Below are 26,776 nucleotides of genomic sequence, written 5' to 3' on the forward strand. Positions count from 1 at the left end.
GGCACGGGAGAAATGAGCGGTCAGACCAGCACGGTCAACAGCCCCAACGACCAAGTTCAGACCGGCGCGGTGAGCAATGCCGCACACCAGATCGTCGACGGCGTCACCCGGGTTCTGACCAAGCCTCGTTTCCGCGGCTGGATCCACGTGTATTCCGCGGGCACCGCGGTCTTCGCCGGGGCGTCGCTGATCGCGGTGTCGTGGGCGGTGGGGTCCACTCGCGCCGGGCTCGCCACGTTTGCCTACACGGCCGCCACCATCCTGATGTTCACCGTCAGCGCCACCTATCACCGCGTGCCGTGGAAGTCGGCGACCGCGCAGAAATGGATGAAGCGCGCCGACCACTCGATGATCTTCGTGTTCATCGCGGGCAGCTACACCCCGTTCGCGCTGCTGGCCTTGTCGCCGCACGACGGGCATGTGGTGCTGGCGATCGTGTGGGGTGGCGCGCTGGCCGGGATTTTGCTGAAGATGCTCTGGCCGTCGGCGCCGCGCTGGGTGGGTGTGCCGCTGTACATCCTGCTGGGCTGGGTGGCGGTCTGGTACACCGGGGAAATCCTGCACAACGCCGGCGTGGCCGCGATGGTGTTGCTGTTCGTCGGCGGCGCCCTGTACAGCATCGGCGGGGTTCTGTACGCGGTGCGCTGGCCCGACCCGTGGCCGGCGACGTTCGGCTATCACGAGTTCTTCCACGCGTGCACGGCGGTGGCGGCGATCTGCCACTACATCGCCATGTGGTTCGTGGTGTTCTAACTCAGCGCTGCCTTCAGCTCCGACGCGTCGGTGACCGGCAGGTCGCAGACCCGGCCGCGACACACATAGGCCGCGTCGGCGCCATCCACCCGGCCGCGGCCGGCCAGCAGTGCCGACGAGTCCTTTTCGCCTCCCACGACGATCGCGCCGCCGGGCGCCAGCCGGCGCGCCTCGGCCAGCAGCGGCGCGCCGGGCCCGCACGCGACGGCGATCTGCAGCGGGCCGCGCACCGCGGCCTCGGCGACCGCCAGCCAATGGCCGGCCGCGCGCGGCGCGCGTTCCAGCAGCACCGAATGCGCGCTCAAAGCCTCACCGGCGGCCCGCAGATACCGCTCGGCGTGCCCGGCGTCGACCAGGTGCGCGGCGGTCAGCAGCGCCTCGGTGATCGCCGACGCTCCCGACGGCGTGGCCCCGTCCATCGGGTCGCCGGGCCGCAGCATCAGCGCCTCGGCGTCGTCGGCGGCGTCGAACCAATGGCCCGGCCGCTGCGGGTCGGCGAAGTGCTGCAGCGCCGTGTCCAGCAGCCCGGTGGCCGCCGTCAGCAACGCCTCGTCACCGCTCAGCTGGTAGACCGCCAGCAGCCCGGTGGCCAGCATCCCGTGGTCCTCCAGGATCGCGGCGCTGTCGCCGACCACCCCGCCCAGGCTGGCGCGCCGCAGCCGGCCGTCGACGACGTGGGTGTCCAGCAGCGTCGTCGCGCAGCGGTGGGCGGCTTCGACCAGCCCGGGATCTTGCAGCGCCACGCCAGCCTCGGCCAGCGCGGTGATCGCCAGCCCGTTCCACGCCGTGACGACCTTGTCGTCGCGGCCGGGCTGGGCCCGGGTCGCCCGCGCGGCCAGCAGCGCGCCGCGAACCCGGTCCAGCCTTTCGCGATCGTCCGGGTCGGACCGCAACTGCAGCACCGACGCGCCGTGTTCGAAGGTGCCGGCCTCGGTGACACCGAAAACGTTTGCCGCCCAACGTCCGTCGTCGTCGCCCAGCACCTCGACCAGTTGCGCCGGGGTCCACACATAGGTGGAACCCTCCTGCCCGGCGGCGTCGGCGTCCAACGACGAGACGAACATGTCGGCATCGGCCAGCTCGTCGAGCAGAAACCGCGCGGTCTGCGCGGTGACCCTGCCGGCCAACGGATCCGAAGTGCGCCGCGCCCAGTGCGCATACGCTCGCAGCAGCAGCGCGTTGTCGTACAGCATCTTCTCGAAATGCGGTACCACCCAAGCGTTGTCGACGCTGTACCGGGCGAAGCCGCCGGCGAGTTGGTCATAGATGCCGCCGCGGGCCATCGCGGCGCCGGTGTGCTCGACGGCATCCAGCGCCGCCGCCGACCCGGTGCGCTCGTGGTTGCGCAGCAGCGCCTCCAGCAGCGCCGACGGCGGGAACTTCGGCGCCGCACCGAAGCCGCCATAGGTTCTGTCCTGGTCGCGCAGCACCGCCGCGACGGCGTGGTCGCACAGCGCGGGCGTCACCTCGGGCCCGCCGGTGGGCAATGACGTTGCGGCCGAACGCAATTCACCCGCGATATGGTCGGAGGCGGTTTCGACCTCCCCGCGGCGCTCCCGCCAGGTCTGAGATACCGCCGAAAGAAGCTGCAGGAAAGCATCTTTCGGGTAGTACGTGCCGCAATAGAACGGCCGGCCGTCGGGCGTCAGGAAACACGTCATCGGCCAGCCGCCCTGCCCGGTGAGCGCGACGGTGGCGTTCATGTAGACCGCGTCGATGTCCGGGCGTTCCTCGCGGTCGACCTTGATGCAGACGAATCCCGCGTTCATCGCGGCGGCGACGGTGTCGTCCTCGAACGACTCGTGGGCCATGACGTGACACCAATGGCACGCGGCGTAGCCGATGGACAGCAGGATCGGCACGTCGCGCGCGGCCGCCGCGGCCAACGCCTGCGGCGTCCACTGCTGCCAGTGCACCGGGTTGTCGGCGTGCTGGCGCAGGTACGGGCTGGTGGCCCGGCCCAGCGTGTTCTCAGCCGGGCTCATCATCGGCGCCCGCTGCGCGCGGGTCGGTGCCCTCGTCGGCGGCCTGGTCGGGCTCGGGGTGGTCGCGGTCGAATGACTTGGGCACCTTTTTCAGCTGCCGATTCATCGAGCGCACCAAAAACACCGTGGCGATGATCAACAGCACGATGACCAGCAACCCCACCGGGCTGGCTTTGCCGAAGTCCGGCCCTTGGTTGTGCGGCGCCCCGTCAGCAATCACGGTGAGCAGAACGTGGTTCACCCGTCGTCCTCGATCCCGGCGAACAGATCGTCCTCGGGCAGGCGGACCCGAACCCGCGAGCGGGCCAACTCGAATTCCTCGGTCGGCCACAACCGCTGCTGCCAGGAGATCGGAACCGCGAAAAAGTCGTGGTTCGGGTCGATCTGGGTGGCGTGTGCGCGCAGCGCGTCGTCACGCTGGCTGAAGTATTCGGCGCATTCGACGCGCGTGGTCACGCGGGATTCGAACGGGTCGTGGGCGGGATCCCAGTGCTCGAGCCACTGCTTGAACGGGCCCTCCTGGCCGTGCTTGACGCACTCGTCGTGGAACAGCTGCATCCGCGCCCGCAGGAAGCCGTGGTTGTAGTACAGCTTCGACACGTTCCACGGCTCGCCGGCGTCGGGGAACCGCGCGTAGTCGCCGGCCGCCTCGTAGGCGCCGACCGACACCTGATGGCAGCGGATGTGATCGGGATGCGGATAGCCGCCGTTCTCGTCGTAGGTGGTCATCACGTGCGGCCGGAATTCGCGCACCACGCGGACCAGCGCCTCGACGGACACCTCCAGCGGCACCAGCGCGAAGCAGTCCTCGGGCAGCGGGGGCGGCGGGTCGCCCTTGGGCAGCCCGGAGTCGACGAAGCCGAGCCAAAGGTGCTCGACGCCGAGGATCTCGGCGGCCTTGGCCATCTCGTCGCGGCGGATCTCGTCGATGTGCTCATGGACGCCGGGCAGGTCCATCGCCGGATTGAGGATTTCGCCGCGCTCGCCGCCGGTCAACGTCACCACCAGTACGCGGTGCCCCTCGTCGGCGTAGCGGGCCAGGGTGGCCGCGCCCTTGCTGGACTCGTCGTCGGGGTGGGCGTGCACCGCCATCAACCGCAGTTCGCTCACGTGTCCCCTTGTCCGTCCTTGTCCGTCCTTGTCCAAAGGATTCGTGACCCCATACTTCCAGTTCCCCACCAGCCGACAACTCCCGAGGGCATGTGCGCTTGCCCAGCGCCGAATTGTCGCGGCGGGCGTCGTGCGTCGCGTTCGAGCGACAAACCCTCAACTGCGGATATACAGTCATCGTTTGTTCTCGCAGTGGTAACATGGATGAATGCACGGTTCCGGCTGGGACCGTGTATTGCTGCATTAATGCCCGTCAGCACACAGCGGAGCAGGCGGCACGGGGCGCGAACCGGGCACCCCCAAGCGGAGCCCGAAAGCTGGCGCGGATACGCGAAGCCGAGACACGAGGAGCACGACGAGATGACCGACACTCAGGTGACCTGGTTGACCCAGGAATCACATGACCGGCTCAAGGCCGAGCTCGATCAGCTGATCGCCAATCGTCCGGTCATCGCCGCGGAAATCAACGACCGCCGCGAGGAGGGCGACCTGCGCGAGAACGGCGGCTACCACGCCGCCCGCGAGGAGCAGGGCCAACAGGAGGCCCGCATTCGCCAGCTGCAGGACCTGCTCAACAACGCCAAGGTCGGCGAGGCGCCCAAGCAGTCCGGCGTGGCACTGCCAGGCTCGGTGGTCAAGGTCTACTACAACGACGACAAGTCCGACAGCGAGACGTTCCTCATCGCCACCCGGCAGGAGGGCGTCAAGAACGGCAAGCTCGAGGTGTACTCGCCGAACTCACCGCTGGGCAGCGCGCTGATCGACGCCAAGGTGGGCGAGACGCGCAGCTACCAAGTGCCCAACGGCAACACCGTCAAGGTCACCCTGCTGTCCGCGGAGCCCTACCACTCCTGATCGACCGCAAGACGGCGTCCTAACCGAGCGCCTGTTCCAGGTCGGCCAACAGGTCGGCGATGTCCTCGATGCCGACCGACAGCCGCACCAGGTCGTCGGGCACTTCCAATTGCGAACCGGCCGTGGACGCGTGGGTCATGGCGCTGGGGTGCTCGATCAGCGACTCCACCCCGCCCAACGACTCGGCCAGGATGAACACGCGGGTGCGGGCGCACAGCTTCTCCGCGGCCGCGCGGCCGCCGGCCATCCGCACCGACACCATGCCGCCGAACCCGCACATCTGCCGCGCGGCGACCTGGTGCCCGGGATGGCCGGCCAAACCCGGATACAGCACGGTGCTCACCGATGGCTGCCCGGCGAGGAATTCGGCTACGGCCAAAGCGTTTTCGCTGTGCCGCTGCATGCGCAGCACCAGGGTCTTCAGGCCGCGCATGGTCAGGTAGGCGTCGAACGGGCCGGGCACCCCGCCGGCCCCGTTCTGCAGGAAACCGAAGGCCTGGTCCAGCTCTTCGTCGTTGGTGACCAGCGCGCCGCCCACCACGTCGGAGTGCCCGCCGATGTATTTGGTGGTGGAGTGCAGCACCACATCGGCGCCCAACGTCAACGGCTGCTGCAACGCCGGCGAGGCGAAAGTGTTGTCCACCAACACCTTTGCCGAACTCTGGGCGCCGATTTCCGCGATGGCGGCGATGTCGGCGATGGACAGCAGCGGATTGGTCGGCGTCTCCACCCACACCAGCCGGGTGCGGGGCGTGACGGCGGCGCGGACCGCGTCCACGTCGGGCAGCGGCACCGGCGTGTAGTCGACGTTCCACTGGGTGAAGACCTTGTCGATCAGCCGGAAGGTGCCGCCGTAGGCGTCGTCGGGAATGACGACGTGGTCCCCGGGCCGCAGCATGGCCCGCAGCGCGCAGTCGGTGGCGGCCATCCCGGAGCTGAACGCCCGACCGAACGCGCCCCCTTCCACCGCGGCCAGCGAGGCCTCCAGCGCGGCCCGCGTCGGGTTGCCGGTGCGCGCGTATTCGAACCCGCCGCGCAGACCGCCGACGCCGTCCTGGGCGAACGTGCTGCTGGCATAGATCGGCGCGTTGACCGCCCCGGTGGCCGGGTCCGGACGGTAGCCGGCGTGGATGGCCTTGGTGGCCAGTCCGGAGTATGCGTCGTGTTGGCTCATCGACGATCAGCGTAGTGCGCTCAGCGGACCTTGATCACCACGTCGTCGGCCGCCCGGTCGTGCCAGCCCCGCAACCGACCGGAGCGGTCGAACAGCGGCGACACGTAGACGAGCAGCCCCAGCAGGCTGCAGAACACACTGGCGGCCAACGGAACAAGCGGGCGCACGAAGGCGGACCCGAAGCTCAGGATTTGGCCCGTACCCGAATTGACGACCTTGATGCCGACGGCCATCTTGCCGAGCGTCGCGCCCGTATACGCCAGCATGAGCCACTCGTAGACCAGGCCGCTCACCGCCGTGCCGGCAACCGCCACGAGCAACCCGGTGGTCTCCACGCCGAAATGCTGCAGCGTGGTGTGGCCGTGGAAATCAGTGACGCTGCCCGAGGACACCACGGTGGCGCCGAGCACCAAGAAAAGCGCGTAGAAGACGCCGTAGACCAGCGCATCGATCACGCGGGCCAGCAAACGCTGCCAAACCGTGGCGATGGCAGCGGTCGAGACCTCGGCGAACGGCAGTGGCTCAGCCACCGCCGCGGCACCGGGGTCCGCTCGGTGGCGTCAGAGCGGCAGGCACACCGTCGTCATGATCTTGTCGGCCAGCGTTTGCCGCTTGGCGTCCCACAGCGGGAACAGGTAACCGACGTAACAGATGATCCCGTCGACGATGTGCGCGAGTTGCCGGACCACCGACATCCCGAAACCGATGGGCTGGCCGGTGGTTTCGCTGACCACCTTGAACTTCATCACCGACTTGCCGACGCTCGAGCCGGTAGTGCCCTGGCGGTAGCCCCAGTTCCAGATCGAGTACGCGAACACCAGCAGCAACGACAACCAGTACGCCGCGTTGCCGATACCGCTGGGCTGGCTGACGCAGTACTGAGTGACGTCGTACTGGCTTGCGCCGCCGTAACAGGACTTGGTCTGGGTGAGGGCCTGAATCAGCGCGCCGATGCCGTAGACGACGGCGATCGGGATGCTGTCGATCAGGTAGGCCAGCACGCGCGTGAGCCACGGCGTGTAGGACTCCGTCGGCAGTGCCCGGACCGCCGGCCCGGGCGGGGGCGGCGCATACCCGCCCGCCGACGGGGGAGGCGGCGGATACGAGCCGCCGTCGGGCGGCGGGGGTGGTTGCTGTTGCCCGCCCGGTGACCCGGGCGGACCAGCAGGCGGTGGGTAGGACCCGGGGGGCGGTTGATCAGTCATTTGACACCTTCCAGCTGCTGGGATGTCGAACCAGGCCGCATTACACTACCTGAGCGCCCAGCTAACGTCGCCCTGTTCCGCGAGACCCGTCGGACAGAAAACCCAGCAGGTCATACCGGGTGATCACCCCGACGGGCTTGCCCTGCTCCACCACCATCAATGCGTCCCAGTCCCGCAACGCCTTGCCCGCCGCCGTGAGCAGTTCTCCGGCGCCGATCATCGGCAGCGGCGGGCTCATGTGCTGGGAGACGGCGTCGGCCAGGTTGGCGCGGCCCTCGAAGACCGCCGAGAGCAGCTCGCGTTCGGAGACACTGCCGGCCACCTCACCGGCCATCACCGGCGGCTCGGCGCCCACCACCGGCATCTGCGACACCCCGTACTCGCGCAGGATGCCGATCGCGTCGCGCACCGTCTCCGACGGGTGGGTGTGCACCAGGTCGGGCAGCTCACCGGACTTGCGGCGCAGCACGTCGCCGACGGTGGGCTCGTCGAGCGACCCGTCCAGGCGGCTGCGCAGGAACCCGTAGGACGACATCCAGCCGTCGTTGAAGATCTTCGACATGTAGCCCCGCCCGCCGTCCGGCAGCAGCACCACGACCAGCGAGTCCGGCCCGGCCTCCTCGGCGACCTTGACCGCCGCGACGACCGCCATCCCGCACGACCCGCCGACCAGCATCGCCTCTTCGCGGGCCAACCGCCTGGTCATGTTGAACGAGTCGGAGTCGGACACCGCGATGATCTGGTCCGGCACGGTCGGGTCGTAGGCCGCCGGCCAGAAGTCCTCACCGACGCCCTCGACGAGGTAGGGCCGGCCGCTGCCGCCGGAATACACCGAGCCCTCCGGGTCGGCGCCGATGATGCGCACCGCGCCGTTCGACACTTCCTTGAGGTAGCGGCCCGCGCCGCTGATCGTCCCGCCGGTGCCGATTCCGGCGACGAAGTGGGTGACCCGGCCGTCGGTGTCGGCCCACACCTCCGGGCCGGTGGTCTCGTAGTGGCTGGCCGGCCCCTGCGGGTTGGCGTACTGGTCGGGTTTCCAGGCGCCGTCGATCTCGGCGACGAGCCGGTCGGACACGCTGTAGTAGCTCTGCGGATCGTTGGGCGGCACCGCGGTCGGGCACACCACCACCTCGGCGCCGTAGGCGAGCAACACGTTGCGCTTGTCCTCGCTGACCTTGTCGGGGCAGACGAAGATGCACTTGTAACCGCGGTGCTGGGCCACCAGGGCCAAACCGACACCGGTGTTGCCCGAGGTGGGTTCGACGATGGTGCCGCCCGGCTTCAGCTGCCCGCTGGCCTCGGCCGCGTCGATCATCTTGGCCGCGATGCGGTCCTTGGAACTGCCGCCCGGGTTGAGGTATTCGACCTTGGCCACCACGGTGCCCGCGCCGTCGGGGACGACGGTGTTCAGCCGAACAAGGGGGGTACCGCCGATGAGCTCACTGATGTGCTGCGCGATCCGCATGCACCCATGGTGTCAGGCATCGTCGTCGGAGGCGCTGTCTACCCGGTGGCCTCGCGGATGTAGTCGCCGATCTGGCGCAACGAACGCAGCGCCTCCGGCACCATCGGCGCCGCCAATTGGAAGTCGTGAATCTGGCCGGGCCACACCCGGATCTCGACCGGCACTCCGGCGGCCGCCAACCGGGTGGCGGCCAACTGCGCGTCGCACAGCAAGACCTCGGATCCGGACACGTGGATGAGGGTCCGCGGCAGGCCGGGCTTGATGTGCTCCAACGGCTCGTAGATTTCTTCGGGTTTGCCGTCGACGATGTGCTTTGCCGCGGCGTTAGCAACCAATCCGGTGAGCGCGTCGAACGCGTTTGCCGAGAACATGGCGTCGGTTTTGATATTGGGGTGAGCCTGCTTCGATTCCTTTGCTAGTTGTAGCAGTGGCGAGATCACCACCAGCGCGGCAGGCTCCTCGCCCTGCTCTTGCAAACGTTGCGCCAGCGCAAGGGATAGGTATCCGCCCGCGGAATCACCGGCCAGCACGATCTGCTCCGGGTCGAACCCGAGCGAGCGCAGCCAGCGGTAGCCGTCGTGGCAGTCGTCGAGCGCCATGCCAATCGAATGCTTGGGCAGCAAGCGGTAGTTGACGATCAATACCGGCGCGTCAGCAAACGACGATAGGGTTTCGACGAGCCGGCCGTGCGAGTTGGCGCCACAGGTCAGGAAGGCTCCGCCGTGCAGGTAGAGAATCACCCGGCGGGTGCCGTCGGCGGGCAGCACACCGGGCGCGCGAACCAACTGAGCCGAGGCATTTGGCAAGGCCACATTGGCCCTTACGGTGGCGGACGCCGGCAGCAGCACCTTGGCGGTCATGTCGATGAGGGCCCACGGCCAGGGCGCGTTCGGTGCGTGGCTGCCGGCCGACAGAATCGGCCGGACGGTGGCGCGCGACGCCAGTGCAGCTAACCGTGCCGCGACGCTGGGACCGGACTCGAGAACCTCGACCGGCGCGCCGTCACTGACGGCGAACCGGCGTGCCTTGACTCTCCGGGCGCGCAGTACCTCGTGCGGGCGAACGGCCATCCGGGGCGAGCCGGATAGCTCGCTGGGTGCACTCATGCTCAACACTTCCTGACACTAACTACGTCTTTGTAGTCGGATACAGCATGTGACGAGACCGGCAGCCGTCCGGTTCATCCCGTTTGCCGAGGCAGCTAGCCAACCCGTTGGATTTAGCTTGACATCCGTTGCTAGGTACAACATTTGAAGAGGCTGATTTGATACCACAATTGGTCCGCTCCGTGATCGAGTTATTTCTCAGCTATCCGCCCGAGCGTTACCAAAGCCGCCGTAAAATGGTCGGGTGACTATCCGGGTGGGGCGTCGTTCGACGATCGCGCTGGCCACCGTGGGTGCACTCGCCTCGACGGGCACGGCCTATCTGGGCGCGCGCAACCTGCTGGTGGGCCAGGCGACGCAGGCGCGCACCATCATCCCGAAGTCCTGGGACGTCCCGCCCCGCGCCGACGGCGTCTACGGCCCCGGCGGCGGTCCGGTGGAGCGGTGGCAGCGCGGCATGCCCGTCGACTTGCACCTGATGATCTTCGGCGACTCGACGGCCACCGGTTATGGCTGCTTCACCGCCGACGAGGTGCCCGGCGTGCTGATCGCGCGCGGGTTGGCCGAGCGGACCGGCAAGCGCGTCCGGCTGAGCACCAAGGCCATCGTCGGCGCCACCTCGCGGGGGGTGTCCGGCCAGGTCGACGCGATGTTCGTGGCCGGCCCGCCGCCGGACGCCGCGGTGATGATGCTCGGCGCCAACGACGTCACGGCGCTCAACGGCATCAGCCAGTCGGCGCGGCGGCTCGGTGCGAGCGTGCGCAAGTTGCGCAACCGCGGTGCGGTGGTGGTCGTCGGCACCTGCCCGGATCTCGGTGTGGTCTCGGCCATCCCCCAGCCGCTGCGCTCGCTGGCGCATTCGCGGGGTGCACAGCTTGCCCGCGCCCAGGCCGCCGCGGTCAAGGCGGCGGGCGGCGTGCCGGTGCCGTTGGCAAGCCTGCTGGCGCGGCAATTCCGGGCCGCGCCGGAGCTGATGTTCTCCGCCGACGGTTTCCACCCCTCGCCAACGGCCTATGCGCTCGCGGCCGAGCAGCTGCTGCCGGTGCTGTGCGCGGCGTTGGGCGAAAAGGACGGCGTGCCGACGGTCGAAGTGCCTCCGGCGCAGGTACCCGCGTCGTCGCACGTTTCCGGCTAACGACTAGATTTGTCTGGTCGTATCCAGGCGCCATCGGAGGGAACCGTCATGCCGGAAGCCGTCATCGTCTCAGCTGTCCGTTCACCGATCGGCCGCGCCATGAAGGGCTCGCTGGTCAACATGCGCCCGGACGACCTGGCCGTCCAGATGGTGCGGGCCGCGCTGGACAAGGTGCCCGCGCTCAACCCGCACCAGATCGACGACCTCATCCTGGGCTGCGGCCTGCCGGGCGGCGAGCAGGGCTTCAACATGGCGCGCGTCGTCGCCGTCGCGCTGGGCTACGACTTCCTGCCGGGCACCACGGTCAACCGGTACTGCTCGTCGTCGCTGCAGACCACCCGGATGGCGTTCCACGCGATCAAGGCCGGCGAGGGCGACGCGTTCATCTCCGCGGGCGTGGAGACCGTGTCCCGGTTCGCCAAGGGCAACTCCGACTCCCTGCCGGACACCAAGAACCCGCTGTTCGACGCGGCGCAGGAGCGCTCCACCGCCGCGGCCGCCGGCGCCGACGAATGGCACGACCCGCGCGCCGACGGCAACATCCCCGACGTTTACATCGCGATGGGCCAAACCGCCGAAAATGTGGCCATCATGACCGGCATCAGCCGCGAGGACCAGGACCACTGGGGGGTGCGCAGCCAGAACCGGGCCGAGGAGGCGATCAACAGCGGGTTCTTCGACCGCGAGATCACCCCGGTCACGCTCCCCGACGGCAGCACGGTCAGCAAGGACGACGGGCCGCGCGCGGGAACCACCTACGAGAAGGTCAGCGAGCTCAAGCCGGTGTTCCGGCCCAACGGCACGATCACTGCGGGCAACGCCTGCCCGCTCAACGACGGCGCCGCCGCGCTGGTGATCACCAGCGACACCAAGGCCAAGGAGCTGGGCCTGACGCCGCTGGCGCGCATCGTGTCCACTGGGGTCAGCGGCCTGTCGCCGGAGATCATGGGCCTGGGCCCGATCGAGGCGTCCAAGCAGGCTTTGGCGCGCGCCGGCATGTCGATCAACGACATCGACCTGGTCGAGATCAACGAGGCGTTCGCGGTGCAGGTGCTGGGCTCGGCGCGCGAGCTGGGCATCGACGAGGACAAGCTGAACGTGTCCGGCGGGGCGATCGCCCTGGGCCACCCGTTCGGCATGACCGGCGCGCGCATCGCCACCACGCTGCTGAACAACCTGCAGACGCACGACAAGACCTTCGGCCTGGAAACCATGTGCGTCGGCGGCGGCCAGGGCATGGCGATGGTCTTGGAGCGGCTTTCCTGATTGCGTCGACTCTGCGTCCAGCGCGCAAAAGTGCGAGTGAAGCGCACGCTGGACGCAGACTCAACTCAGAAGCGGGCTACCTGTTCTGGAAGTAGCTGAGCAGGCGCAGGATCTCGAGGTACAGCCAGACCAGGGTCACGGTCAGGCCCAGCGCGATGCCCCACGCCGCCTTCTCGGGCGCACCGGCGCGGATCATCTGGTCGGCCGCGTCGAAGTCGATCAGGAAGCTGAACGCCGCGATGCCAATCATGACCAGCGAGAAGATGATCGCGATTGGCCCGCCGCTGCGCAGGCCCAGGCCGGTGCCGTGGGTGAACATCGCCAGCACCAGGTTGCCGAGCATCAGGAACACCGCGCCGAACAGGGCGGCGACCACCATGCGGGTGAATTTGGGGGTGACCCGGATGGCGCCGGTCTTGTAGACGACGAGCATGCCGAAGAACACGCCGAGGGTGCCCAGGACGGCCTCGCCGATCATCGCCCCGGCGTTGACCGAGCGCCCCTGGCCCACCGATACCTGGAACGTCAGCAGCAACGAAATGGCGCCGAGGGCCAGCCCTTCGAGCACGGCGTAGCTCAGCACGATCGCCGGGCTGTCCTGCTTGCGGCCGAAGGTGGCGATCAGCACCAGGATCAGGCCGCCGAAGGCGCCGATGAAGGTCAGCGGCGCCGCCAGCGCGAGGTTGTTCGACGCCAGGAAGAAGGACACGACGGCCGAGAGCGTCAACACCGCCAGCGTGATGCCGGTCTTGGTGACGACGTCGTCGATGGTCAGCGGGCGGGTTGCCTTGGCCTCCCGGTACGGGGCCGCCGCGTAGGGGTCCGCCTGGTAGTACCCCGGCTGCATCTGGGCCGCGCCAGTGCCGAATTGCGCATATCCGCCCTGCTGCTTGGGCAGCGACCGGAAAATCGGGTTGCTTGTCTCCCGCACCGTCGGATCCTCTCTTGTGACTGTGGTTCGAGCTGTGCGAACACCTGCTCAACGACCAGTGTCGCGCCCGGGTTCCCTGCTGACCGCCGGTTTCGCTCATTTTTGCGCAACCGTTACGGATCGGACCCTTTAAACCCTAGCCCCGCGGGTATCTGCGAGCGAGTCACGATCTAGATTGCTCGTCAAACTCTGGGACAACTTCCGGCGATGGGAGATTTTGCGTGACTGAGGCCGTGACCGGGGAATCCGACGAGGTCCTGACACGTGTCGACGGGGGCGTCGGCTTCATCACGCTCAACCGGCCCAAGGCGATCAACTCGCTCACCCAGACGATGGTCGAGCTGCTGAGCACCGTGCTGATCCGCTGGGAGCGCGACGAGTCGGTGCGCACTGTGGTGCTCGCCGGCGCCGGTGACCGCGGGTTGTGCGCCGGCGGCGACGTGGTGGCGGTCTACAACAGCGCCAAGGCCGACGGGGTCGAGACGCGGCGGTTCTGGCGCGACGAGTATCGCCTCGACGCCCAGATCGGCCGGTTCAAAAAGCCCTTCGTCTCGTTGATGGACGGCATCGTGATGGGTGGCGGCGTCGGCGTCAGCGCGCACGCGAACACCCGGGTGGTGACCGACCGGTCCAAGATCGCCATGCCCGAGGTCGGCATCGGCTTCATCCCCGACGTTGGCGGCGCGTATCTGCTGTCGCGGGCGCCCGGCGGGCTGGGCCTGTACGCCGCCCTGACCGGTGCGCCGTTTTCCGGCGCCGACGCCATCGCCATGGGATTCGCCGACCATTACGTGCCGCACGACGACCTCGACGCGTTCGTCGCGGCGATCGTCGCCGACGGCATCGCGGGGGCGCTGGCCCATCACGCCGTCGAACCTCCGCCGAGTGAACTTGTCGCCCAACGTGATTGGATCGACGAGTGCTTCGCCGGCGACACCGTCGAAGACATCGTGGCCGCGCTGCGCAGCCACGGCCCCGGACCGGCCGCCGACGCGGCCGACCTGATCGCCAGCCGCTCCCCCATCGCCGTGTCGGTGGCGCTGGCCGCGGTGCGTCGCGCCGCCAAGCTGGAAACGCTGGAAGATGTTCTGGTGCAAGACTATCGGGTGTCTTCCGCGTCGGCGCGCTCCCACGACCTGGTGGAGGGGATCCGCGCTCAGATCATCGATAAGGATCGCAATCCCAAGTGGTCACCACCGACGCTGGCCGCGGTCACCGCGGCCGACGTCGACGCGTATTTCGCCCCCGTCGACGACGACCTGAGTTTCTGAGAAAGGTACCTGCATGACCTACGAAACCATTCTCGTCGAACGCGAAGAGCGCGTCGGCATCATCACGCTGAACCGGCCCAAGGCGCTCAACGCGCTGAACAGTCAGCTGATGAACGAAGTGACCAGCGCGGCAACCGAACTGGACAACGATCCCGGCATCGGGGCGATCATCATCACGGGTTCGGCACGGGCCTTCGCCGCCGGCGCCGACATCAAGGAGATGTCCGAGCTGAGCTTCGCCGACGCCTTCGACGCGGACTTCTTCGCCTTGTGGGGCAAGCTGGCCGCCGTGCGCACCCCGACGATCGCCGCGGTGGCCGGGCACGCGCTGGGCGGCGGCTGCGAGCTGGCGATGATGTGTGATGTGTTGATCGCGGCGGACACGGCGAAGTTCGGCCAGCCCGAGATCAAGCTCGGCGTGCTGCCCGGCATGGGCGGCTCGCAGCGCCTGACCCGGGCCATCGGCAAGGCCAAGGCGATGGATCTGATCCTGACCGGACGCACCATCGACGCCGCCGAAGCCGAACGCAGCGGCCTGGTTTCGCGGGTGGTGCCCGCCGACGACCTGCTGACCGAGGCCAAGGCCGTCGCCACCACCATCTCGCAGATGTCGCGGTCGGCGGCCCGGATGGCCAAGGAAGCCGTCAACCGGGCCTTCGAATCGACGCTGTCCGAGGGGCTGCTCTACGAACGCCGACTTTTCCACTCCACCTTCGCCACCCACGATCAGTCCGAGGGAATGGCCGCGTTCATCGAGAAACGTCCCCCCAATTTCACCCACCGGTAAGCAACCCCGGTGAGCTCGACAACCGACACCGAAGAGGACGTCCCGGAAGCAACCCCTGCCCTGGAGCCGCGAAAAGCCACGCGCCCCTGGTGGATTCGGCATTACACGTTCACCGGCACCGCCATTGGCCTGATCTTCATCTGGTTTTCCATGACTCCGTCGCTGCTGCCGCGCGGCGCGTTGTTCCAGGGCATCGTCAGCGGCATCTCCGGTGCCATCGGGTATGGGCTGGGCGTCTTTTCGGTCTGGCTGGTCCGCTACATGCGTTCCAAAAATTCCAGCCCGCCACCGCCGAGTTGGGCGTGGAAGGTGCTGATTCCGGTCGGGGTGATCGGCCAGGCCGTCATGGCCGTGCGATTCCACGTCTGGCAGGACCGCGTGCGCGACCTGATGGGGGTCGAGCACCTGAAGTGGTACGACTACCCGGAGGCCGCGATCCTCGGGGTGATCGTGCTGTTCACCTTCGTCGAAATCGGCCAGTTGATCCGACGACTGATCATCTTTCTGGTCGGACAGGTCGACCGGATCGCGCCGTTTCGCGTGTCAGCCACGATCGTCGTGGTGCTGCTCGTAACGCTGACGGTCATGCTGCTCAACGGGGTCGTGATCAAGTTTGCCATGCGGGAACTGAACGGCACCTTCGCCTCGGTCAACGACGAGATGAATGCCAGTATCGCGCAACCGCATTCGCGGCTGCGATCGGGCGGCCCGGAGTCGCTGGTGTCGTGGAATTCGCTGGGCCATCAAGGCCGGATCTTCGTCCAGGCCGGTCCCACCGTGCAGCAGCTGACGGCGTTCAACGGGGCCGACGCGCTAGAGCCGATCCGGGCATACGCCGGGCTGGACTCCGCCGACGGCATCGAAGCGACCGCGGAGCTGGCCGCGCGGGAACTCGAGCGCACCGGCGGGCTGAGCCGCGCCGTCGTCGCGGTCGCCACCACCACCGGCACCGGCTGGATCAATGAGGCCGAAGCCGACGCGCTGGAGTACATGTACAACGGCAACACCGCGATCGTGAGCATGCAGTATTCGTACCTGCCGAGCTGGCTGTCGTTTCTGGTGGACAAGGAGAACGCGCGCCGCGCGGGGCAGGCCTTGTTCGAGGCGGTCGACAAGCTGGTCCGCCAGATGCCGGAATCCATGCGCCCCAAGGTCGTCGTGTTCGGCGAGAGTCTGGGGTCCTTCGGCGGCGAGGCCTCGTTCATGAGCCTGAACAATGTCCTCGCCCGCACCGACGGTGCCTTGTTCAGCGGTCCGACGTTCAACAACACCATCTGGACGCAGCTGACCGCGACTCGCGACCCCGGTTCGCCGGAGTGGCTGCCCATCTACGATCACGGCCGGCACGTCCGATTCATTGCTCGCCCAAGCGATTTGGCACGCCCGCCTTCGGACTGGGGCCGGCCGCGGGCGGTCTATCTGCAGCACGCCTCGGATCCGATCGCGTGGTGGACTCCGGATCTGCTGTTCAGCAGGCCGGACTGGCTGGCCGAAAAACGGGGCTACGACGTGCTTCCCGAGACGCGCTGGATCCCGGTGGTGACGTTCCTGCAGGTTTCGGCCGACATGGCGGTCGCGGTCGACGTGCCGGACGGGCACGGGCACCACTATGTCGCCGACGTCGCCGACGGCTGGGCCGAGGTGCTGTCGCCGCCCGGCTGGACGCCGGCCAAGACCGCCAAGCTGCGGCCGCTGCTGCACAGCAACGCCTCTGGCGGCTCGAGCGGGTAAGTCCCGCAGTCGATGTGCGCTAGTCGATGTGTGCTAGTCGATATGGAAGTGCGGGCCGACGTTTGCGGGAGGCCAGGGCAGACTCGGGTCCACCAGGAAGCATTCCTCTATCGGCGGGAGTTCACCCACGACACGGCCGTCCATGACCGGCCCGCCGGGCGCCTCATGACAGCGCTGCCAGGTTCCGTTGGGCCGGACGGGGAAGTCGCAGAACGACTCCAGCGGGTCGCCGGGCTGACATCCCGCCGATGCCGGAGGCGCCAGCGCGACGCCCACACCTATCAGTCCACCGACCAATGCCGACGCCGCAAGTCCCGAGATTGCGTTTTTCATTGGTGGAGATTACGACAGGAGGTTCTTGGCGTGCCACTTTTACGGTGAGCTAGATCCAGCGTCGAACGGGCGTACCGACATTCGCGAGCACTTCCAGCCGGGCACGGCCCGAGCCACCGCCGAGCCGCGCCAGCACGCCGGCGTCGGCCAGCGCGTGGTAGCCGCCGACGACGTCGGTGGCGCGGTGCAGGCCCAGATCCAGTAGCGCCGCCGCCGCCAGGCTGGACGTGTAGCCCTCCGAGCACACGATGACCCACTCGACGTCGTCGTCAACGGCTTGCGGCAGCCGGGCGTCGCTGGTCGGGTCGACACGCCATTCCAGCACGTTGCGCTCGATGACCAGCGCGCCGGGCACCTCGCCTTCGCGGGCGCGCTGCGACTGGGGCCGGATGTCGACGAGCACGGCGCCGCGCCGCAGCGCGGCGGGCACCTCGTCGGCGGATAGCCGCCGATAACGGCCGCGGGCCCGGTCCAGCACCCGATCGATTCGGCTCATCACTGCCCCTCGGGTTGGTCGGTCAGTTCAGTGCGCTGGCGGCGCAAGGTATTACGGTCGGTGATCTCGTAGTAGGACATCGCGGTCAGCGGCGGCGAGTAGGCGTGCACGCTCAGCGTCGGCTGCACGGGGACCGGAACCGGCCGCGGCGCCCACACCACGTCGTGCACCCAGCCCAACGGGAAGCCGGCCTGATCGCCGGCGTCGAGCCGGCGGCGTCGCAATCGCGTTCCATCCCAACGGAATTCGTTGAGCGAGCCGGACAGTACGGTCAGCGCGCCCAACGAGCCGCCGTGATCGTGCAACTCGGTCGCGTGCCCGGGAACCCAGCTGATCAACCAGACATCCAGCTCGTCGTCGCCGTGGATGCGGGTAAACCATCGCTCTCCGTCGGGCACACCGCCGGCCGGCAGCAGGTGGTCGCACCGACCGCTGAGCACATCGTCGGCGGCTTGGTCGGTGGCGTGCAGGAGATCGGGCACCCGCAGCCGGGTCGGTCCCGGCGACGGGGCGGCGCTCACGGACGGCACAACAACGGACAGAGACATGAACGAGCTCCAGGGTGAACGGATGGGGCAAGCGGCGGCGCGTTAGGGCCGACAACACTCACAAAATCCGAACCACTCGATCACGCCGACAGTCTTGCATAGATTGAACGGATGCGCCGCCGCCCCCTGCGTTGGGACACCCTCGTTCTCACGGCCGGTCTGCTCGCGGTCGCGGGTTGCTCGCACGGCGCCGTCGGCGGCAAGGCCGTCCAGCCGTCGGCGCCACCGGCACGGACGTCGGTGGCCTCGGCGACGCCGCCCCCGGGCGCCGTCGGCCTCTCCCCGGCCGGCATCACCACGCGCGTCGACGTCCCGGCCGATTCGACCGAGGAGGAGTACTTCCAGGCCTGTCACGCGGCAAAACTGTGGATGGCCGCCCAGCCCAAGACCGGCGAGTCGCTCTTCGAGCCCTACCTGGCGATGGTGCAGACGGCGACGTCGCCCACCGCCGGCAGCTGGAACACGCTGTGGGCCGACCTGACCCCGGCGCGCCAGGCGGCGGTCATCACCGCGGCGCACGCGGCGGCCAACGACGAATGCGGATGACGGGCCCGATCCGGCCCGCTCGGTAATTGCGATCACGCGTGCACGAAAGTGCAGAATGATCCAATGTCGGGGACTCGTGTCGCGCTGGCCCTCGGGAGCGGCAGCGCCCGCGGGTACGCCCACATCGGGGTGATCGAGGCGCTGCGCGAGCGCGACTACGAGATCGTCGGGATCGCCGGCTCGTCGATGGGTGCTCTGGTCGGCGGCGTGCAGGCCGCCGGACGCCTCGACGAACTGGCCGCCTGGGCGAAATCGCTGACGCAGCGCACCATTCTGCGGCTGCTGGACCCGTCGATCAGCGCGGCCGGGGTGCTGCGGGCCGAAAAGATTCTGGACGAGGTGCGCGACATTCTGGGCCCGGTCGCCATCGAGGAACTGCCCATCCCCTACACCGCGGTGGCGACCGACCTGCTGGCGGGCAAGTCGGTGTGGTTTCAGCGCGGGCCCGTCGACGCCGCCATCCGGGCGTCCATCGCGATTCCCGGGCTGATCGCCCCGCACGAAATCGGCGGGCGCCTGCTGGCCGACGGCGGCATCCTGGACCCGCTGCCGATGGCGCCGATCGCCGCGGTCAACGCCGATCTGACCGTCGCGGTGAGCCTGAACGGCAGCGAACCCGGCGCCACGCGCGACGCGGAGCCGGGCATCACCACCGAGTGGTTGACCCGAATGGTCCGCAGCACCACCGCGCTGTTCGACATCAATGCGGCCAAGGCGTTGCTCGACCGGCCGACGGCGCGGGCGGTGCTGGGCAGGTTCGGCGCGAGCGTGCCCGAGTCGGACGGCTTGTCGGACGCGCCACCCCCGGACGGTCTGGACGCCGCGCCGGATATGCCGAAGCTGGGCAGCTTCGACGTGATGAATCGGACGATCGATATCGCGCAATCCGCGCTGGCGCGCCACACCCTGGCGGCCTATCCGCCCGACCTGCTGATCGAGGTGCCCCGAACGACGTGTCGCAGCCTGGAATTTCACCGTGCGGTGGAGGTGATCGCGGTGGGCCGCGAGCTGACCATGCGGGCGCTGGACGCGTTCGAGAACGCGGGCTCAGACCCCTAGAAAGCGCGCGACGGCCGGCGCCTCGCGGCGGCCTTGCTCGCGTCCGGCCTTGGCCGAAACGATGCGGCAGCGCGGATCCAGTGGGTTGGGCCCGAACGCGGCCAGCGCGGCGTCGTCGGCGAACACGCTGCACACCGAAAACCTGGCTCCGGCGATCTCGGCGGCCGGCCCGGGACCGAACGCCGACGGCGCGTCGGCCCCGGACGGGACCAGGATCACCGCCGCGTCGCAATCGCCGGCGACGTCGAGGTTGACCGAGCTGCCAACGCCGCCGTCCATGTAGCGCCGCCCCGCGATCGTCACCGGCGGCCACGCGCCGGGCACCGCGCAACTGGCCGCGACCGCGTCGACGAGGCCCACGCCCCACTCACGATCGAAGACGACGAGCTCGCCGGTCGCCGTGTCAATCGCGGTGAGACGCAACTCCCGATCCGGCCAGTCGTGCGACGGCAGGCGCTGGGCGATCACGTCACGGCGGACGGGCTCGGGCACGGTCTCGGTCGTCAATGCCACCGCCCCGATCCGCTGCATCTGCTGAATCCTCTTGTTTCCCAGGGTATTTGAGTCACTCAGGGCGGTGAGAAACAGCGCGGTGATGGCCTCGATGTCGACGCCGGGATCCATCTCGGCGGACGTCTCGGCGACCTGACGCGCGTACAACTCCTCGAGCGAACGGCCGCTGCTGATTTGCGCCGCGACCGCCGAACCGGCCGACGTGCCGATCAGCACGTCCGAGTCCAGCAGCAGCCGGGCCGCCGTCGGTGACTCGTCGGCGATGCCACACAAAATGCCTGTCTCCCAAGCGATTCCCGCCAGCCCGCCGCCCGCGAGCACCAGCGCGCGTCGGGTCATGCCGATCTACCGGTGTGTTGTGCCCGCTGCACCGATGCGCTGAGATCGTCGCGATGGAGCTGGTGTCTGGGCGGGTCGGGCAGCACCACGTCTCGGGTGACCCGCAGCCCGGCGTCGACGTGGACCAGCTCCCCCGGCGCGATCAGGCTCCAGCGTGGATCGTCGTCCATCCGCTCGGTGGCGAACACCACCGACGACCGGGCACACAGCGGCTCGGACCAGGCGCGAATTCGCTTGGTATGCATGTCGAATTCCGGTGCACCGTCCAGGCGGCGGTCCAACACATAGAGCTCGTTGGGCTCCGGGTAACGCAACGCCCACATGTCGGTGCCCGTGCAGAGCAGCACGTTGACCGCATAGATCGGCACGTTCGCGGCGAGCCAACCCATGGCGTCCACCAGGCCCGCGGTGACGTCACCGTCCCGCGCACGGACCGCTGCGGTGATCAACGCGAACACCCGCTCGGAATCGGTCTGGCCCAGCACCAGGTCGGCGGTGCCCACCTCGCGCAGCCGTTCGTCGAGCGCGTCCAGCCCCTCGAGCACGCCGTTGTGCGCGAAGATCCGGTCGTCCTGCAGAAACGGGTGGGTGTTGTGGACGTCGAGCGAGCCGGTGGTCGCATAGCGGACGTGGGCGATGAAGGTGCTGCCGGTCAGTCGATGGGCCTCGGTGGCGAAATCGATGTCCTGCCAAGCCGCTATGGGCTGCTTGTACACCTGCGGGCGGCCCTGTTCGTCGAAGACGCCCAGGCCCGTGCCGTCCGGATTTCTCCTGCTCTGTTCCGACAGGCTGTCCGGCGCGTCCAGCAACCAAAACGTCGCGGCGCAAACGTCTTTGCCGGCGTGCAAGCCAAACAGTCGGCACATCTGGTTCAGCTCGCCAACAGTTCGGACAGGGTCGCGAGGGCTCGGCGCGCGTAGCCCTGCCATATCCTGCCGAGCAGCGGCAGCGCCGGTGCGGTGAGGGCCGATTTCGGATGCAGGATCCACTGCCAGGTCACCGTGGTCCCGGTGCCGGCAACGGTGAAGCTCCAGGTGCCGTCGATCGAGCCGACCAGCGCGGCCAGCGGCCCCTTGATGGACGAGAGTGTGTAGCCGAACGACCGTGGCGGGTCCACGCTGGTCAATTCCTCGCGCATGCAGCCACCGCCGACCATTGTCACGGTGCGGGTCTGGCCGGCGCGGTCCCACTCACCCGTCTGATCCCGGACCGCCTTGATCGGTGCGATCGGCCCATACCAGTGCGAGAAAAGCACCGGAAGCGGCAGGGGCAGCGTGCGATTGAACGCATCCTCAACCGCGACGGGTATGGCCCGCGATTGCTCGACGGTGACAGACCGTGCCATGTCAGCGCCCCAGGTGCGGGGCCGCACGGGCGGTGATCGGCGGCAGGTCGAAGAAGCTTTGAATGCCCGCGGGTGCGGCGCAGGTCGCGGGCACCGCGTTCACGCAATGTGCCGCGGTCGCAACGATTCCCGGGTTGCTTTGCAATCCCGCCTCAACGCTTTCCGGCTGCCATCCCTTGATCGTCACGAAGGTGTCCGGGTTGCCGCGCACCTCGATCTCGTAGCGTTCCCCTTCGGGGCCGAAAGACCATGCCGGATCGAGGTTTTCGGAACCCATCAGCCAATTCACCGTGATCCGAACCACCACCGTGTCGCCGACCAACGCTTCCCAGTGAAAGCGACGCCCGGCGACCTGGCCCGGCTCGATCGTTCCGATCGGCGAGTCGATCGGCGCCGTGGCGACGGCCACCTCCTGTGCCGTACGGATCCGTGGATCGGCGGCAAAGCCCAGCCGATCGACACAAAGCCGGACCGACTGGGCGAAGCCGCCGTCGAGCAGCTTTTGCATCGGGCCGGTCAGCGCGCTGTCGGGTGTCCCGCCGAAACCCATCACGTAGCGCAGCACATCGGGGGCGCCGTAGGTGCGAAGGTCGGAAAACTCTTCGGCCCGAACAAAAGTCACGCCGGTGGACATTACCGACAACAGCAGCGGGAACAGTTCGGTGGCCGCGCCGGGCCCGATGCCGGCGCCGTGCAGCGTCGCATTGCCGGCCTGCGCGGCGACTTCCAGCGGCGCGGCTTCCCTTTCGCTCGGATAGAACCAGCCGAGCGGCGTCACGACGTTCTTGCCCGAGCGCAGCAGCGCGGCGACCTCGTCAACGCTGGGCAGCAACGGTGCATAGATCACCGCGTCGGCGTCCAGCGCGAGGATGTCGTCGACGCTATTGGTCGCGGTCACTCCCAACGGTGCTGTGCCGATGAGGTCGCCGACGTCTTTCTTGTCCTTGGCCCCGGAATGCACCCAGCAGCCGACGAGTTCGAGTTCCGGATGGTCAAGCACACCTTTGATGGCCGCTACCCCGACCGATCCGGTTGCCCATTGAACCACCCGCAGGCCCATGAACACGTTCTACACCATCGGCGCGGTCCAAAAGCCCACGGACCCGGACCGCACCCGACTACGATCGGTTCGGCTGAATCGCCGTCTTTCGGGAGACCGCGTTGGCGCACAGTCGTTCGTGGCGGTGCTATCCGTAGCCGTTGGCTGCGCGGGAGGTGCGAGATGTCGTTCGTCATCGCAGCACCCGACCTGATCGCGTCGGCGGCCTCGGATCTGGCCGGGGTGCGTTCCCTCATCGGCGAGGCCAACGCGGCCGCGGCCGCCTCGACGACCGCGGTGGCGACGGCCGCCGGCGACGAGGTGTCGGCGGCGATCGCGTCGCTGTTTTCCGCTCACGGGCAACAGTTTCAGGCGCTCAGCGCCCAGGCGGCCGCGTTTCATGCCGAGTTCGTGCGGGCGCTGAGCGGGGCGGGAAACGCGTACGCGGTTATCGAGGCCGGCAACGTTTCGCCGTTGCAGGCCGTGCAGCGAGACGCGCTGGCGGCGGTCAATTTACCGACCGAGGCGGTGTTGGGGCGCCCGCTGATCGGCAACGGCGCCAACGGCGCGGCGGGCACCGGGCAGGCCGGCGGGGCCGGCGGGATCTTGTGGGGCAACGGCGGTAACGGCGGTTCCGGGGCGCCCGGGCAGGCCGGTGGCAAGGGCGGCAGCGCCGGGCTGTTCGGCAACGGCGGCAACGGCGGGGCCGGCGGTGTCGGAACCAACGGCGGCACGGGCACTGCCGGCCTTGCCGGCGGCAACGGTGGTGCCGGCGGCGCCGGCGGTGCGGGTGGCAGCGGCGGGCTCTTGCACGGCAACGGCGGTTCGGGCGGCCAGGGTGGCGCCGGCGGCAACGGCGGCCAAGGCGGTGCCGGCAGCGTCGGCGCACCGGGCGCCAACGGCGGCAACGGCGGCCAGGGCGGTGCCGGCGGTGCGGCCGGCCACGCCAACAACGGCACCGCCGGCCACCAAGGGGCCGGCGGCCAGGGCGGCAACGGCGGCGTGGGCGGCGCCGGCGGGCAAGGCATCGCGGGCACCGACAACAGCGCCAACCCCGGGGTGGCCGGCGGCGACGGCGGCGTCGGGGGCCAGGGCGGCACCGGCGGCAACGCCGGCCTCGGCGGGACCGGCCTGGGCGGCCACGCCGCCTCCGGCACCGCCGGCGACGGCGGTAACGGCGGTCAGGGCGGCAACGGCGGCCGGGGCGGGGTCGGCACCGCCGGGAACCAGGGCGCCGCCGGCGGCAACGGCGGCACCGGCGGGGCCGGCGGCCAAGCCGGCTCCGGCGGCGGCGGTCAGCAAGGCCTCGGCGGCCACGGCGGCAACGGCGGCAACGGCGGCGCCGGCGGGCAGGGCATCGCGGGCACCGACAACAGCGCCAACCCCGGAGTGGCCGGCGGCACCGGCGGCGTCGGGGGCCAGGGCGGCACCGGCGGCAACGCCGGCCTCGGCGGCAGCGGTTTCGGCGGTGTGGGTGCCTCAGGCATCGCCGGCAACGGTGGCACCGGCGGCCAGGGCGGCAACGGCGGCCAGGGCGGGGTCGGCACCGCCGGGAACCAGGGCGCCGCCGGCGGCAACGGCGGCCAAGGCGGGGCCGGCGGCCAAGCCGGCTTAGGCGGCGGCGGTCTGCAAGGCCTCGGCGGTCACGGCGGCAACGGCGGCAACGGCGGCACCGGCGGCCAAGGCATCGCGGGCACCGATAACAGCGCCAACCCCGGGGTGGCCGGCGGCAACGGCGGCACCGGGGGCCAGGGCGGCACCGGCGGCAACGCGGGCCTCGGCGGCAGCGGGTTCGGCGGCCAAGCCGCCTCCGGCATCGCCGGCAATGGCGGCGACGGCGGCCAGGGCGGCAACGGCGGCCAGGGCGGGGTCGGCTTCGCCGGCAACCAGGGCGCCGCCGGCGGCAACGGCGGCACCGGCGGGGCCGGCGGCCAAGCCGGCTCCGGCGGCGGCGGCCAGCAGGGCGCCGGCGGTCAGGGCGGCAACGGCGGGCAAGGCGGCACCGGCGGTCAGGGCACCGCGGGCACCGACAACAGCGCCAACCCCGGGGTGGCCGGCGGCAACGGCGGCGACGGGGGCCAGGGCGGCACCGGCGGCAACGCGGGCCTCGGCGGCAGCGGCAGAGGCGGCCAAGCCGCCTCCGGCATCGCCGGCAACGGCGGCACCGGCGGACAGGGCGGCAACGGCGGCCAGGGCGGGGTCGGCGCCACCGGCGACCAGGGCGCCGCCGGCGGCAACGGCGGCACCGGCGGGCCCGGCGGTCTGGCCGGCTCCGGCGGCGGCCAGCAGGGCGCCGGCGGCCAGGGCGGCAACGGCGGGCAGGGCGGCACCGGCGGCCAGGGCACCGCGGGCACCGACAACAGCAACACCCCCGGCGTGGCCGGCGGCAACGGCGGCACCGGGGGCCAGGGCGGCACCGGCGGCAACGCCGGCGCCGGCGGAACGGGCTCTACCCAGGGCGCCGCCGGCACCGCCGGCTCCGGCGGGCAGGGCGGTACCGGCGGCAACGGCGGCAACGGCGGGCGGGCAGCGGCACCGCCGGCCGGCAACGGCTCAGGGCACCGGTGGCACCGCCGCGGCCGGTGGCACCAACGGCAGCGGCGGCAGCGGCGGCAGCGGCGGCCAGGGCGGCGCGGGCGGCAATGGCAACGCCGGCAGCGCGGGCAACGTCGGGCGCGCGGGCGGCTCCGGTGGCCAGGGCGGTAACGGCGGGGCCGGCGGGCAGGCCGGCACCGGCGCGGGTTCCGTCGGGGCGGCCGGCAACGGCGGCCAGGGTGGCAACGGCGGGGCCGCCGGCAACGGCGGCAACGGCGGCAGCGCGGCCAACGGTGGCGCCGCGGGTAACGGCGGCAACGGCGGCAACGGCGGCGACGGCGCCGCGCCCACCGGCGCCGCAGCCGGTGGCAGCGGCGGCAACGGCGGCAACGGCGCCGTGGGCGGCACGGGCGGCGAGCCCGGTTCCGGCGGCACCGCCGGCGGCAGCGGCGGCAACGGCGGCAACGGCGGCGCGGGCGGCCGGGGCAGTAACGGAGGCGCGGGCGTCAACAGCGCCGGCGGCGGAGGCGGCAACGGCGGCAATGGCGGTAGCGGTGGTGCCGGCGGCAGCCCAGGCAACAGTGCCAGCAAACAAGTCGCCGCGGCTAACCATGTGTTCTACGGCAGCGGCGGCAACGGCGGGGCCGGCGGCGATGCCGGCAACGGCGGCACCGGCGACGACGGCGCGCCCGGTGACAACCCCGGCTATGCCGGCGGCACCGGCGGCACCGGCGGCCAGGGCGGCCAGGGCGGCGCCTCCAACCAGCCGGGCACGAACCACGGCCTGTTCGGATGGAACGGCAATGGCGGAGCGGGCGGCAACGGCGGCGACGGCGGTGGCGGCGGCACCGGCGGCACCGGCGTCGGCACCGTCGGCGGCACCGGCGGGAACGGCGGTGACGGCGGAGCGGCCGGCGCCGGTGGCGCGCCCGGCAACGGCGCCGACGCCGCGCCCGCAAGCGAAGCCCTGCCCGTCGGCACCGGCGGCAACGGCGGCAATGGCGGATCCGCCGGAACGGGCGGCAACGGCGGACAAGGCGCCCCCGGCTTCGACGGCGGGGCCGGCGGCAACGGCGGGCACGGCGCCAACGGCGGCTCCGGGGGCGACGGCGCCAGCGGCCAAAGCAGCTTCCTCGCCCAGGGCGACAACGGCGGCGACGGCGGCGCCGGCGGCACGGGCGGCAACGGCGGCGCCGGCGGCACGGGCGGAATCGGGGCCAACGGCGGCACCGGCGGCAACGCCGGCACC

Annotated in this window: 25 protein-coding genes and 1 pseudogene; 10 read left to right on the forward strand and 16 right to left on the reverse strand. The window is 70.0% G+C overall.

All coding sequences use genetic code 11. The features are described 5' to 3' along the window. Positions 1 to 12: 12 nt before the first annotated feature. A complete protein-coding gene (gene trhA, locus G6N66_RS21025; protein ID WP_085230908.1) occupies positions 13 to 753 on the forward strand; it encodes a PAQR family membrane homeostasis protein TrhA in 741 nt (246 codons plus the stop codon). On the opposite strand, the gene G6N66_RS21030 is transcribed toward trhA, so the two are convergent. The 3 genes from G6N66_RS21030 to mca are packed head-to-tail and all read right to left on the reverse strand — an operon-like array spanning position 750 to position 3,848. Then, positions 750 to 2,738 carry a thioredoxin domain-containing protein gene (locus G6N66_RS21030; RefSeq protein ID WP_085230909.1) on the reverse strand — a complete coding sequence of 663 codons (1,989 nt, stop codon included), beginning with the start codon at positions 2,736 to 2,738 and terminating at the stop codon, positions 750 to 752. The genes trhA and G6N66_RS21030 overlap by 4 nt on opposite strands. Continuing rightward, the gene (locus G6N66_RS21035) at positions 2,725 to 2,979 is read right to left on the reverse strand and encodes a hypothetical protein (RefSeq protein WP_085230910.1); all 255 of its coding nucleotides are present in this window, start codon (positions 2,977 to 2,979) and stop codon (positions 2,725 to 2,727) included. Before G6N66_RS21035 ends, G6N66_RS21030 begins: the two co-directional genes overlap by 14 nt. Beyond that, entirely contained in the window at positions 2,976 to 3,848 is an 873-nt protein-coding gene (mca, locus tag G6N66_RS21040; RefSeq protein WP_085230911.1) for a mycothiol conjugate amidase Mca, read from the reverse strand. The genes G6N66_RS21035 and mca overlap by 4 nt, the downstream gene beginning before the upstream one ends. A 360-nt stretch (positions 3,849 to 4,208) precedes the next feature. On the opposite strand from mca, the gene greA reads away from it, so the two are divergent. After that, a complete protein-coding gene (greA, locus tag G6N66_RS21045) occupies positions 4,209 to 4,703 on the forward strand; it encodes a transcription elongation factor GreA (RefSeq protein WP_085230915.1) in 495 nt (164 codons plus the stop codon). Between the two features lie 19 nt (positions 4,704 to 4,722). Here greA and G6N66_RS21050 read toward each other — a convergent pair whose 3' ends face one another. The 5 genes from G6N66_RS21050 to G6N66_RS21070 all read right to left on the reverse strand — a co-directional run bounded on the left by G6N66_RS21050 (position 4,723) and on the right by G6N66_RS21070 (position 9,653). Then, positions 4,723 to 5,877 (reverse strand): cystathionine gamma-synthase, encoded by a 1,155-nt coding sequence (locus G6N66_RS21050; RefSeq protein ID WP_085230912.1) that lies wholly within the window; start codon positions 5,875 to 5,877, stop codon positions 4,723 to 4,725. 20 nt (positions 5,878 to 5,897) lie between these two features. Beyond that, complete coding sequence (locus G6N66_RS21055) at positions 5,898 to 6,407, reverse strand: RDD family protein (protein ID WP_085230913.1); 510 nt, start codon at positions 6,405 to 6,407, stop codon at positions 5,898 to 5,900. A gap of 30 nt (positions 6,408 to 6,437) precedes the next feature. After that, positions 6,438 to 7,082, reverse strand: coding sequence for an RDD family protein (locus G6N66_RS21060; RefSeq protein WP_163645896.1), 645 nt, complete (start codon positions 7,080 to 7,082; stop codon positions 6,438 to 6,440). A gap of 61 nt (positions 7,083 to 7,143) precedes the next feature. Next, positions 7,144 to 8,547 (reverse strand): cystathionine beta-synthase, encoded by a 1,404-nt coding sequence (locus G6N66_RS21065; RefSeq protein ID WP_085231364.1) that lies wholly within the window; start codon positions 8,545 to 8,547, stop codon positions 7,144 to 7,146. Between the two features lie 38 nt (positions 8,548 to 8,585). Next, positions 8,586 to 9,653 (reverse strand): alpha/beta hydrolase, encoded by a 1,068-nt coding sequence (locus tag G6N66_RS21070; protein ID WP_085231363.1) that lies wholly within the window; start codon positions 9,651 to 9,653, stop codon positions 8,586 to 8,588. Positions 9,654 to 9,909: 256 nt separating this feature from the next. On the opposite strand from G6N66_RS21070, the pseudogene G6N66_RS21075 reads away from it, so the two are divergent. Further along, positions 9,910 to 10,749 (forward strand): annotated as a pseudogene (locus G6N66_RS21075) (SGNH/GDSL hydrolase family protein); the annotation flags it as partial. An 87-nt stretch (positions 10,750 to 10,836) separates the two neighbouring features. Then, positions 10,837 to 12,054 carry an acetyl-CoA C-acetyltransferase gene (locus G6N66_RS21080; RefSeq protein ID WP_085231361.1) on the forward strand — a complete coding sequence of 406 codons (1,218 nt, stop codon included), beginning with the start codon at positions 10,837 to 10,839 and terminating at the stop codon, positions 12,052 to 12,054. Positions 12,055 to 12,130: 76 nt separating this feature from the next. On the opposite strand, the gene G6N66_RS21085 is transcribed toward G6N66_RS21080, so the two are convergent. After that, positions 12,131 to 12,985, reverse strand: coding sequence for a Bax inhibitor-1/YccA family protein (locus tag G6N66_RS21085; protein ID WP_085231360.1), 855 nt, complete (start codon positions 12,983 to 12,985; stop codon positions 12,131 to 12,133). Positions 12,986 to 13,218: 233 nt separating this feature from the next. Here G6N66_RS21085 and G6N66_RS21090 point away from each other — a divergent pair, with 233 nt between their 5' ends. Genes G6N66_RS21090 through G6N66_RS21100 form a run of 3 tightly spaced genes read left to right on the forward strand, consistent with a single transcriptional unit; the run spans position 13,219 to position 16,774 of the window. Next, positions 13,219 to 14,256, forward strand: coding sequence for an enoyl-CoA hydratase/isomerase family protein (locus tag G6N66_RS21090; protein ID WP_085231369.1), 1,038 nt, complete (start codon positions 13,219 to 13,221; stop codon positions 14,254 to 14,256). A gap of 13 nt (positions 14,257 to 14,269) precedes the next feature. Continuing rightward, a complete protein-coding gene (locus G6N66_RS21095; RefSeq protein ID WP_085231359.1) occupies positions 14,270 to 15,043 on the forward strand; it encodes an enoyl-CoA hydratase in 774 nt (257 codons plus the stop codon). Positions 15,044 to 15,052: 9 nt separating this feature from the next. Then, positions 15,053 to 16,774, forward strand: a complete 1,722-nt coding sequence (locus G6N66_RS21100; protein WP_085231358.1) for an alpha/beta hydrolase — start codon at positions 15,053 to 15,055, stop codon at positions 16,772 to 16,774. Between the two features lie 33 nt (positions 16,775 to 16,807). On the opposite strand, the gene G6N66_RS21105 is transcribed toward G6N66_RS21100, so the two are convergent. Genes G6N66_RS21105 through G6N66_RS21115 form a run of 3 tightly spaced genes read right to left on the reverse strand, consistent with a single transcriptional unit; the run spans position 16,808 to position 18,151 of the window. After that, the gene (locus tag G6N66_RS21105) at positions 16,808 to 17,107 is read right to left on the reverse strand and encodes a CDGP domain-containing protein (RefSeq protein ID WP_139825048.1); all 300 of its coding nucleotides are present in this window, start codon (positions 17,105 to 17,107) and stop codon (positions 16,808 to 16,810) included. Positions 17,108 to 17,156: 49 nt separating this feature from the next. Next, positions 17,157 to 17,603: a rhodanese-like domain-containing protein gene (locus tag G6N66_RS21110; protein WP_085231357.1), complete on the reverse strand. Its 447-nt coding sequence runs from the start codon at positions 17,601 to 17,603 to the stop codon at positions 17,157 to 17,159. Beyond that, the gene (locus tag G6N66_RS21115) at positions 17,603 to 18,151 is read right to left on the reverse strand and encodes a cupin domain-containing protein (RefSeq protein ID WP_085231356.1); all 549 of its coding nucleotides are present in this window, start codon (positions 18,149 to 18,151) and stop codon (positions 17,603 to 17,605) included. The genes G6N66_RS21110 and G6N66_RS21115 overlap by 1 nt, the downstream gene beginning before the upstream one ends. A 111-nt stretch (positions 18,152 to 18,262) precedes the next feature. On the opposite strand from G6N66_RS21115, the gene G6N66_RS21120 reads away from it, so the two are divergent. Together G6N66_RS21120 and G6N66_RS21125 are read left to right on the forward strand one after the other, a co-directional pair. Beyond that, a complete protein-coding gene (locus G6N66_RS21120) occupies positions 18,263 to 18,697 on the forward strand; it encodes a lipoprotein LpqV (protein ID WP_085231355.1) in 435 nt (144 codons plus the stop codon). Between the two features lie 63 nt (positions 18,698 to 18,760). Further along, on the forward strand, positions 18,761 to 19,756 hold the full coding sequence (locus G6N66_RS21125; RefSeq protein ID WP_085231354.1) for a patatin-like phospholipase family protein: 996 nt from the start codon (positions 18,761 to 18,763) through the stop codon (positions 19,754 to 19,756). Here G6N66_RS21125 and G6N66_RS21130 read toward each other — a convergent pair. Genes G6N66_RS21130 through G6N66_RS21145 form a run of 4 tightly spaced genes read right to left on the reverse strand, consistent with a single transcriptional unit; the run spans position 19,745 to position 23,019 of the window. Further along, complete coding sequence (locus G6N66_RS21130) at positions 19,745 to 20,608, reverse strand: patatin-like phospholipase family protein (RefSeq protein ID WP_085231353.1); 864 nt, start codon at positions 20,606 to 20,608, stop codon at positions 19,745 to 19,747. The two genes, G6N66_RS21125 and G6N66_RS21130, sit on opposite strands and share 12 nt — an antisense overlap. Continuing rightward, positions 20,605 to 21,474: a class II glutamine amidotransferase gene (locus G6N66_RS21135; protein WP_085231352.1), complete on the reverse strand. Its 870-nt coding sequence runs from the start codon at positions 21,472 to 21,474 to the stop codon at positions 20,605 to 20,607. Before G6N66_RS21135 ends, G6N66_RS21130 begins: the two co-directional genes overlap by 4 nt. Before the next feature lie 5 nt (positions 21,475 to 21,479). Next, on the reverse strand, positions 21,480 to 21,953 hold the full coding sequence (locus G6N66_RS21140) for an SRPBCC family protein (RefSeq protein WP_085231368.1): 474 nt from the start codon (positions 21,951 to 21,953) through the stop codon (positions 21,480 to 21,482). Position 21,954: 1 nt separating this feature from the next. Then, positions 21,955 to 23,019, reverse strand: coding sequence for an NAD(P)H-dependent amine dehydrogenase family protein (locus tag G6N66_RS21145; protein WP_139825047.1), 1,065 nt, complete (start codon positions 23,017 to 23,019; stop codon positions 21,955 to 21,957). 156 nt (positions 23,020 to 23,175) lie between these two features. Between G6N66_RS21145 and G6N66_RS30495 the strand changes: the two genes are divergently transcribed. Continuing rightward, entirely contained in the window at positions 23,176 to 25,698 is a 2,523-nt protein-coding gene (locus tag G6N66_RS30495) for a PE family protein (RefSeq protein ID WP_170299634.1), read from the forward strand. Positions 25,699 to 26,776: the final 1,078 nt, after the last annotated feature.

Source organism: Mycobacterium conspicuum, assembly GCF_010730195.1.
Lineage (GTDB): Bacteria > Actinomycetota > Actinomycetes > Mycobacteriales > Mycobacteriaceae > Mycobacterium > Mycobacterium conspicuum.